The organism is Phragmitibacter flavus, assembly GCF_005780165.1.
Classification (GTDB): Bacteria; Verrucomicrobiota; Verrucomicrobiia; order Verrucomicrobiales; family Verrucomicrobiaceae; genus Phragmitibacter; species Phragmitibacter flavus.
Map to the genome: position 1 here is coordinate 35,129 of NZ_VAUV01000029.1, position 11,580 is coordinate 46,708.

2 protein-coding genes are annotated in these 11,580 nt (G+C 62.6%); both read left to right on the top strand.

Features of this window, described 5'->3' with window-relative positions; genetic code table 11:
- Positions 1-130 precede the first annotated feature (130 nt).
- A complete protein-coding gene (locus FEM03_RS23685) occupies positions 131-6,208 on the top strand; it encodes a beta strand repeat-containing protein (protein WP_138088845.1) in 6,078 nt (2,025 codons plus the stop codon).
- An 84-nt stretch (positions 6,209-6,292) separates the two neighbouring features.
- On the top strand, positions 6,293-11,580 hold a 5,288-nt coding region (locus FEM03_RS23690), incomplete at its 3' end, for a beta strand repeat-containing protein (protein WP_138088847.1).

Genomic DNA, 11,580 nt, shown 5'->3' on the forward strand with positions numbered 1-11,580 from the left:
ATTTGCAAGCCAACAACCATCGCAAAAACAAAAGAAACCCGTAGCGAATTAATTACCCATTGCATTGCTTCGCATGGGAAAAAATTAGCTGGTCAAAAGCTCTCCTTTTTGACACGCTACTGGTCGCACCATGAATAATCCTCGCACCTCCCGGCATCGCTTCCTCGCTTTGCTCGTCATTTTCGGATTGGCGGCTTCACCATCACTGCCCGCGATTGACTATTTCTGGCAAGGCACCACCGACTCCAATTTCACCACCGTTGAAAACTGGCGGACCGAAATCACCGGTGCCACCGCAGGTGCCGTCCCCACCGGCACCGACATCGCCCATTTCAACGCCGATGGCCTCGTCAACGCCTTCACCTCCCTCGGTGCCAACCGCGCCCTTCAGGGAATATCCTTCAACAGCAACTCCGCCACGCCCATCACCATCGGCACCCTCAACGACTTCATCCTCTCCCTCGGCTCCTCGGGCATCGACGTCTTGTCCGGAGCAGGTGCCCACACCATCAACTCCGCTCTCACTCTCACTGCCACCCAAACTTGGAACAACGTCAGCGCCGATCCCGCGCCTTTCACCATTGCCGGCAACTTCACCACCGGCACCAACACCCTCAATCTTACCGGCACCAATGGCTTCACCGTCAGCGGCGCGACCAACGTCAACGGAGTCACCACTCTCAACAATACCGGCTCGGGCACCCTCCTCCTCAGCGGCCCCATCACCCTCGGCAATACTCTAAGCCTCAATGGCACCGGCGACATTAACCTCAGCGGCACCACCACCCTCGGTGCCAGCCGAGTTATCAATGTCGAAAACACCGGTGGCGTCAGCCTCGGCAACATCACCAACTCCGCCACCGCCACCGTTAGCATCAACGCCTTCGACACTGCAGCTCCTGAAGTCAACGGCGTCATCTCCAACGGCACCGGCTCCACCTCCGTCACCCTCAACAACCTTTCCGGTGCCACCGGCACCATCGACTTCAACGCCGCCAACTCCTTCACCGGCACCCTCATCATCGTCCAGGGCCAGCTCAACGTGAACGCCTCCAACCTCGCCAACACCTCCATCAACCTCGGTGCCACCAACACCAACGGCGTCGGCCAGACCGCCACCCTCAACCTCGCCGCCGGCACCAACTACCGCATCGGCACCGTCACCCAACAAGCCAACTCCGCCGGCGGCATCATCAGCGGCGGAGCCGGAGCCACCCTCTCGCTGGACACCGCCAATCGCACCCTCAACATCGGCAAAACCACTTCCACCGGCCCCGACCTCCTCATCGGCGTCGGCATCGTCAACGGCGGCACCACCGGACGCGCCCTCACCAAAGACGGCACCGGCACCGTCCAGTTCGACGGCGTCAACACCTTCACCGGCACCTTTTCGGTGCGCAACGGCACCGTCATCCAGAATGCCAGCCAGACTGCCTCAGGCGCTCTCACCATGGGCGGCATCGCCGACGTCACTCCCGTCCTTACCATCAACAACGGCGTTACCTACCGCCTCGGCGGCACCCTCTCTCAATCCTCCACCGGCAACGGTGGCATCATCAACGGCAACGGCACCCTCGGCCTCTTCAGCAACCGCACGTTTTCCATCGGCGACGCCGCCTCAGCCCCCATCGATCTGCTGATCTCCACCTCCATCACCGACGGCGACGCGACCGCCCGCAACATCACCAAAACCGGCGCCGGCACCCTCTCCATGCAGGGAGCCAACAGCTACAGCGGATCGACCAGCCTTTTTAACGGCACCCTCATCCTCGACTACAGCTTCAACAACACCGATTCCCGGCTCCACGACAGCGCCGCCCTCGCCATGCAGGGAGGAAGACTTGAACTTCAGGGCAACGACACCGGCCCCACCATCGAAACCACCGGCACCACCACCATCAACAGCGGCAGCAACACCATCGCCCTCGTCGACGACGGCCATGCCGTCGACCTCTACCTCGCCAGCCTCACCCGAACCGCCCTTTCTACTACCACCGGCATCGCCACGGGCGTCGTCAACTTCCAGCTCAGTGACCCCACCCTCACCACCATCACCGCAGCCGCCGGAACCGCCAACAACGCCAACGGATTCCTCGGCGGCTGGGCCACCCACAACGGCAATCGCTGGGCCACCAAAAACGTCGACAACCAGATCGTTGCCTACACCGGCATCACCAAAAACGACAAAACCACCTGGGCCGCCAATGACGACATCGTCGTCACCAGCCCCCCCACCGGCATCCTTTCCGCCCCTGCCGTCTCCACCCTCATCCTCGACAATAACGCCAGCACCACCCTCGACCTCGACAACAACGCCCGCAGCCTCACCCTCACCAACAACGCCCTCCTCGTCGGCTCCACCGCTGGTGCCAACGACACCACTCTTAATGGCAGCCAGATCATTGGTCATCTGATCCCCAGCGGCGTGACCGAAATGATCATCACCAACCAATCCCCCGGCGTCTTCACCCTCAATGCCACCCTCGGATCCGCCACTTCCCTGGTTGGCAACTCTCTCAGCGTTGTCTACGGCGGCCCCGGCCTCATCCACCTCACCGGCACCAACTTCAACCTCGGCACCACCACCATCCACGGCAACGTTCAGGTCAGCGGTGGCAATGCCCTCGCCGACTACTCCACCCTCACCCTCGGCAGCGCCTCCAGCAGCCTCTCCCTCAACAACTCCAGCGAAACCATCGGCACCCTCTCCAGCCCAACGACCCAAACCGCCAGCATCGACCTCGGCACCAGCGGGCACCTCACCATCAACCAACGCAACGACGCCACTTATAACGGCACCTTCACCGGCGGCGGCACCATCACCAAAGCTGGCAACAACCGGCTCAGCCTGTCCTCCAGCAACCTCTCGGGATTCACCGGCAACGTCGAAGTGCTTGGCGGCAACCTCGAACTCAACATGGACACCAGCGGCTTCTCCGCCATCTCCAGCCTCCTCCTGCGCGGCGGCACCGCCCTCATCGCTCAAAACGGCAGCGCCAGCCGCGACAAAATCGCCAACACTGCCACCATCATCCTCGAAGGCACCACCGCCAACGGACTGCGCATCGCCAGCAACCAAAATGGCGGTCGCACCGAAACCGCCGGCAAACTCGAACTCAGCGCCGGAGCCAACACCATCACCCTCGCCAACACCGCCACCAGCCCCACCGCCGCCGTCACCACCCTGACCTTCAGTGACGCCACCGACGCCTTCGAACGCTCCAACAACGCCACCCTTCTCGTCCGCACCTCCATCTCCGACCTCGGCGGCCCCTCCACTTCGCTGGCCACCCGCGTCACCTTTGCCTCCGGCATCGCCGACCAGCTCATCGGCAATGGCGCCATCGACCCGCTCACCATCACCGACACCGCCATCCTTCCTTTCGCCATCGGTGGCATTTCCGACGTCAACAACCCCGGCACCAGCTTCCTTACCATCGGCAACAATGGCCTCCGCATCCTGCTGGACACCGAATACGCCAACAATTACGCCACCGCCGCCAGCACCGATAACCTCAGCCTCAACACCACCGCCACCGCTCTCGCCACCGCCACCTTCAACGCCCTTCGCCTCGATACGACCACCGGCATCGTCGATCTCACGGGCGCCCCCGGCTCCACCCTCACCCTCACCAGCGGTGCCCTCCTCGTCAGCGGCGGAGCCACCGCCAATGGCAGCACCATCAGCGGTTTCGATCAAATCCTCGCTGGTGGGACCCCCGACGCCGTCCCTGATGAACTCATCATCTTCACCACCACCAGCAACGCCGCCCCCACCGCTGCCGTCACCACCATCAACTCCTCCATCGCCAACAACGGAGCCGCTCCCACCAGCCTCACCAAAACCGGCAACGGCACCCTCGTCCTCGGCGGCACCAACAGCTACACCGGCACCACCACCATCAACCAGGGACGCGTCGAATTCACCACCGACGCCAACCTCGGCACCGGCGGCCCCATTCGCATGGCTGGCGGCACCCTCGCCTGGACCGGAGCCAACACCACCGACATCTCCACCCGCGGCGTCCAACTCCTCGGACCCAGCTCATTCGTCATTCCCTTCCACGGCACCAGCGGCATCGCCGTCATCACCGGCAACACCTTTGATACCACCGGCAACACCGTCACCCTCACCCAGTCCATCGGACAAAATGGCAACGGCGGCCTCGTCAAAACCGGCACCGGCACCCTCAACCTCAACGGCGGCATTACCTACACCGGCAGCACCATCCTTCAACAAGGCACCCTCAACTTCTCCACCATTGCCGCCAACACCACCTCCGCCCTTCACCAGATCGGCACCACCGGAACCCTCAGTTCCACCATTGCCGACGGACTCCACACCGGCTCCGTCATCGTCGGCGGCGTCTTCGGTGCCCAATCCGGCAACCTCTCCGGCAACCTCACGGTCCAGGGCGGCGACGTCAACATCGGCAGCGGCCAGGATGGCCTCCTCCTCATCGCTTACAAAGACAACTCCGCCAGCGGGGGCTTCAACATCAAAGCCACCGCCAACTTCTCCGCCGCCGATTCTGTCACCGTCAACGTCGACCGCATCATCCTCGGCAGCAACGCCACCTCCGGCAGCGCTTCCGGCACCGACGGCAACCTTCTGCTCTCCACCAGCGGCCCCAACCACCTCACCGCCTCCCGCATTCACCTCGCCGACTCCCCCGGTCCCGGCAACAACGCCACAGGCGACACCTCCAGCATCATCCTCGGTGACGCCGACAACACCATTCACGCCGACATGATCCTCATCGGCGGACGCAAAGCACGCGGCGAAATCACCGGCGATACCGGCACCTTCACCCTCCGCTCCCAGGACGGCCATGGCGGTGCCAACGTCTACCTCGCCGACAACGATGTCTCCACCGGCACCATCGCCAATGGCGTCCTCAACCTCAACGGCATGCAGGTGAACGCCATCATCAATACCCTCAACCTCGCCCGCCATCACTCAGGTGCAGGCGGTGCCAACGCCACTCTCAGCTACAACCTTGGCATCATCAAAGCCACCACCATCGAGATGGCCATCACCGACTTCCGCGGCAGCTCAACTTCCGACGGCAGCACTGATGCCACCATCAACCACGGCGGCACCGCTACTATGCAATTCCAGACCCTCAGCAAAGGCAACGGCGACGCCGTCTACAACTGGCAGGGCGGCACCATCCAAAACCTCGCCAACGACAACCTCACCAATCAAAACGTCACCATCACCTTCAACGGAACCGGTTCCGCCACCGACCCCACCCTGCGCACCTTCACCGTCGACGAAAACCAGACCGCCACCTTCCAGGCCGATGCCGAATTTGCCGGCGCAGGCTCCTTCACCAAAAATGGCGAAGGCGACCTCAACCTTCTCGGCACCAACATCAACACCGGCAACGTCCACATTGCCCAGGGCACCCTATCCCTCGAAGAAAGCGGCTCCATGAACGACGCCGCCTGGTTCAACATCGCCACCGACGCCACCCTCAAAGTCGCCGACCGCACCACTTCCTCCTACGCCAGCGACGCCGTCATCTCCGGCACCGGCACCATCGACGCCACCGACGGAACCTTCACCGTTGGCAGCAACATCGGCACCATCAATACCGTCGGCTCCCTCCGTCCCGGCGCTTCCAGCACCAACCACAGTCTCGCCAGTGCCACCACCGTCGGCGACCTCACCGGTTCCCTTACCATCCAAGGCAACCTCGTCCTCGAAGGCGACGCCCTTCCTCTGGAACGAGCCGTCCTGCAACTCGCCAGCAGCAACCGCAACGCCTCTTCCTCCCTCGGCAACTACGCCAACATCGCCGCCTGGGTCGACAACATCGACACCGACTTCGCCAGCTTCATGGAAGGCAGCGGCGGCAATCACGACTTCATCGACATCAACGGCGACCTCACCCTCAATCTCAACGGAGGCATCACGGTGGAAACCCTCAACGGCTACACCGGCGTCTTTGGCGATGTCTTCAACCTCCTCGACTGGGTCGACCTCAACAACAACGGCTTTACCATGGGCGAACGCTACCGTCTCGGCACCGAGACCGGACTCGATCTCGTCCTCCCCACCCTCGCCGCCTCCTATCAATGGGACACCAGCCTCTTCGCCACTCACGGCGTCCTTGTCGTCGTCCCTGAACCCACCCGGACCACCCTGCTGACCGCCGCGTTTGCCTTCCTTCTCCTCCAACGCCGCCGCAAACAAAAGTAGAAGGTCCGTCCCGGGCCTTTCCTACTTCCTCAAGGCTCGAGACGAGCATTCTACTTTCCACACACGACCTCCCCCTTGCCTCTCATGCCAAAATTCACCCTCTGCATCAGCACCGCCCTCATCCTCTGCGGCACCCTCCACCCGCTTCACTCCGCTGATCGTTATTGGGGCGGCAATGCCAGTGGCTCATTGCAGGATCTCGCGAACTGGTGGCAGGATGCCAATGAAACCAGCGCCGCTGCCGCCATCCCGGGAGCCGCCGACCTCGCCATTTTCAATACCTCTCTCTTTGGCGCACCCGACAACGTCATCAGCACCCTCGGAGCCAACACCTCCCTCCAAGGCATGTTGTTCAACGGTGCCTCCACCTCCGCCATTACCCTCGGCACCCTAAACGACTTCACCCTCACCCTCGGTTCCGCTGGCATCACCCAACAGACTGGCGCCGCCGCCGTCGCGATCAACTCCAACATCATCGTCGGAGCAGTTCAATCTTGGAACAACCAAAGCCTCGACGCCCTCACCATCGCCGGCAACGTCGCCCTCAACAACAACCTCACCCTCAGCGGCACCGGTCCCATCTCCATCACCGGCCCCATCACCACTTCAGGCAATCGCACCCTCACTGTTAGCAATACCGGCGATGTCAGCATCGGCAGCTTCATCAACACCGGCACCTTCACCTTCAACGTCGGCACCGACTCCAGCCTTGATGCCAACGGCGTCCTCTCAGGCTCCGGTGCCATCGAAAAAAACGGTGCCGGCACCCTGTTCTTCAACAATGCCAACACCAATACCGGTAACCTGCGCATCCGCGACGGCACCGTTTACGCCACTCAATCCAACATCGGCGGACTTCAGCTCATCTTCGGCGCCAATGCCAGCACCATCGGCACCGATGGCCCCGGCACCCTCACCCTCGACAACAACAGCGCCGTCGAATTCAAACTCGGCAACACCGTTTTCGTCCACCTCACCAGCGACGGCGGCCTCATCAACAGTGACGGCGGTGGTGCCGCCACCCCCTTCGTTTCCTTGAACGCCACACGCACCTTCATGATCCGCGACGCCGCGCCCGACGTGGACCTGCGCGTCAGTGTCGGCATTGCCAACGGCACCGCCGCATCCGGCATCAACAAACGCTCCACCGGCACCCTGCTCCTCGAAGGTGTCAACACCTACACCGGAGTGACCAGCGTCGACCGCGGCAAGCTCATCCTCGACTATCAGTTGAACAACGACGACAACAAACTCAGCAACTCCACCGCCACCAACCTGCGCGGCGGCACTTTGGAACTCCGCAGTCACAACACCAACGCCACTTCGGAAACCGTTGGCTCCATGGGTATCGGCCCCGGTGCCAGCACCCTCAACCTTGTCAGTGTCAACGGCCAAACCCTCGACCTCAACGTCACCGGCAACCTCACCCGCGCCGCCAACACCGGCGTCGTCAACCTGGTCACCGCCACCCCCGCCCTCGCCCACCTCAACGTCACCGGGGCTGGCACAGTGAACAATACCTCCGGCTTCCTCGGCGGGTGGTTCACCTACAACGGCAACCGTTGGGCTACACGACAAGGCAACGAAATCGTCGCCCTCGCCGGCACCCTTCAAAACGACAAATCCCTCTGGACCAACACCGACAACATCATCGTCAACACCCCCACCACCGGCAGCCTCAACACCCCGGAAATCGCCTCCCTCATCCTCGACAACCCCGCAGGTGGCATCGTCGCCCTAGACAATCACGCGTCCGCCCTCACCCTCAGCCAATCCTCGCTGCTCGTTTCCTCCAACACCACTTCCGACGTCACCCTCTCAGGTGGCCAGTTGATGACCAAAAACGCCGCCTTCAACGCCTCCAATGAACTCATCATCACCAACCTCTCCGCCGCCACCTTCAACCTCGGCACCAACCTAGGCACCAGCAACACTTTCCTCACCGCCGTCCAAAACGTCACCCTCGCGGGACCCGGATTGATCAACCTCACCGGTGCCAGTTCCACCACCCCCGCCGCCTCTTTCACCATCCACGGCAACGTCCAGCTCTCCTCCTCCAACGCCTTTGGTTCCTACAGTGCCGTCGTCATCGGCGGCGGCGGCGACATGACCACCAACGGAGCCCGCCTCGCTATCAACGGTGGCACCGCCGTCATCGGGCGTCTCTCGGGAGGCGTCAGCGGCGACCACAACTTTCAGGAACTTGGCAACGGCGAAGTGGCGCTCGGCACCAACGGCAATCTCACCATCAACCAGACTGCCGACGGCACCTACAGTGGCCTCTTTTCCGGCTCCGGCACCCTCATCAAGAAAGGGGCTGCTGCCCTCACCCTCCAGTCCACCACCTCCACCTTCAATGGACAAGTCCAGGCCTTCGGTGGCACCGTCAACCTCACTGGAAGCGCCAATACCCTCAGCGCCATCAGTTCCCTTCTCATTCGCGGCGGCTCGGTCAGTTCCTCCCAAAACCAGGACAACACCGGCATCAATCACATCCGCGACGCCGCCACCATCACCATGCAAGGAACCACCGGCAACGGATTGATGGTCACCAGCAGCCGCAACACCCTCACCCAGACCGAAGTCTTCGGCGTCCTCAACCTCGACAGCAGCTCCAACACCCTCACCGTCGACAACACCATCGCCAGTCCGACCGGAGCCACCGCCGCCGTCATGACCTTCGGCCAGGCCAACTCCCTCACCCGCAGCAACAAATCCACCCTTCTGGTGCGCGGTCGCAACCTCGGCCTCACCACCCCCGTCGCTGGCACCCCCGCTTCACGTGTCACCTTCACCAACACCACCGCCATCGACGCCGCCCTCATCGGCAGTTCCAGCACGGCCCTATCCACCATGCTGCGCATCCTCCCCTACGGCATTGGCGAAAGCAACTCGACCAGCACCGCCACGCTCGCCGCCGTCGGCAACTCCTTCCTCACCTACGGCGCAGGCGGCACCGGCCTCCGCACCCTCACCGACGCTGAATACGCCGCCAGCTTCATTACCGATACCAACGTCAGCCTCAATGCCACCACCGGCAGCCTCGCCGGAGGCACCCTCAACTCCCTCCGCATCGTCAATAACAGCGGAACCAACCCCGTGGCGCTTACCGGCAGTGGCGATCTTATCCTCACCAGCGGAGCCCTCCTCATGACCGCCGGAGCCACCGACAACGATGCCTCCATCAGCGGCTTCTCCTCCCTTACCAGCGGAACCACCGTCGCCGAACTCAACGTCTTCGTCACTTCCTCCAACAGCATCCCCAGCAACACCACCCTCACCCTCAACACCGCCATCATCGACAACGGCCAGCCCGTCTCCCTCACCAAATCCGGCGGCGGCACCTTGGTCCTCACCGGCAACAACACCTACACCGGCGAAACCACCATCAACCAGGGCGTGGTTGAATTCGGCAACACCGGCACCGGCAACCTCGGCAGCGGCCTTCTCCGACTCGCAGGCGGCACCCTTCGTTGGGCAACCGGCAATACCACCGACATCACCGCTGGCAACCGCACCGTTCAATTCCTCGGCTCCAGCGTCTATCTCACCCCCAGCGCAGGCGGCAATGTCCTCAACCCCGGCAGCACTTTCGACACCGGCGCCAACAACGTCACCCTCGCCAACGCCATCGGCAACAACGGTTACGGCGGCCTCACCAAAACCGGCACCGGCATCCTCACCCTCTCCGCCGCCCCCACCTACACCGGAGCCACCACCATCATGGAAGGCACCATCAACTTTCAAACCATCGCCCCCGACACCAGCGATGCCCTCTACCTCATCCGCACCGCCACCGGAACCGGCACCGTCTCCGCCACCGTCGCCAACGGCCTCAACGTCAAATCACTTGTCGTCGGCGGAGCCTATGGAGCCGATGCCGGCTCCACCACCGGCAACCTCACCGTCAGCAGCGGTGCCGTGAACATCAATGATTCCGGCGGTTTTGTCCTTATCGGCTATCGCGACAGTTCCTCCGGCACTGGCAATACCGTTACCACCACCAGCACCGCCAACTTCACCAATGCCAGTTCCGTCACCCTCAACACCGCCCAGCTCGAACTCGGCGGTTATCGGGGTGGCGTGGGCACGGTCAACCTGAGCAGCATCGGCGTTCTGCAACTTTCCAATGGCGCCAACCAGATCACCACCGGCAGCATCATTGTCGGCCATGCGCCTTCCAGCATCAGCAACGTCGCTGGCACCTCCACCATCACCCTCGGTTCCTCCTCCAACATCATCAACACCGACACCATGGTGCTCGGTGGTGCCCGTTCCAGAGGCACCGTCACCATCCGCTCCGGCGGCAGCTTCACCCTGCGCGGCAGACAGGGCGGCGACACCGGCGCCAACCTCTTCATTGGCGACAACGACGCCACCGGCACCGGCGTCGACACCATCGGACTGCTCGACCTCACCAACGCCAGCAACGTCGACGCCATCATCAACCAACTCATCATCGGACGCCTCGCCGGCACCACCGCCGGCGGCTCCGGTCAGGGCACCCTTACCTTCGACACCGGAAGCATCAACGCCACCACCATCCTCCTCGCCACCCCCAATTACTCCACCGGCGTTACCACCAACGACATCGAAACCCAGGGCACCATCAATCAATGGGACGACGCCACCCTCCGATTCATGAACCTCAGCCAGGGCCGAGGCACCGCCAACTATAACTGGCAGGGCGGCACCATTCAAAACCTCGCCGGGGCTGATCAAACCAATCAAAACGTCACCGTCACCCTCAACGGTGCCGGTTCCGCCACCGATCCATCACTGCGCACCTTCACCGTCGACGAAAACCAGACCGCCACCTTCCAGGCCGATGCCGAATTTGCCGGCGCAGGCTCCTTCACCAAAAATGGCGAAGGCGACCTCAACCTTCTCGGCACCAACATCAACACCGGCAACGTCCACATTGCCCAGGGCACCCTATCCCTCGAAGAAAGCGGCTCCATGAACGACGCCGCCTGGTTCAACATCGCCACCGACGCCACCCTCAAAGTCGCCGACCGCACCACTTCCTCCTACGCCAGCGACGCCGTCATCTCCGGCACCGGCATCATCGACGCCACCGACGGAACCTTCACCGTTGGCAGCAACATCGGCACCATCAATACCGTCGGCTCCCTCCGTCCCGGCGCTTCCAGCACCAACCACAGTCTCGCCAGTGCCACCACTGTCGGCGACCTCACCGGTTCCCTTACCATCCAAGGCAACCTCGTCCTCGAAGGCGACGCCCTTCCTCTGGAACGAGCCGTCCTGCAACTCGCCAGCAGCAACCGCAACGCCTCTTCCTCCCTCGGCAACTACGCCAACATCGCCGCCTGGGTCGACAACATCGACACCGACTTCGCCAGCTTCATGGA

Bases quoted from the DNA above. Each gene is read 5' to 3' on its own strand.
- FEM03_RS23685 (WP_138088845.1), top strand. From the start codon at position 131: ATGAATAATCCTCGCACCTCCCGGCATCGCTTCCTCGCTTTGCTCGTC.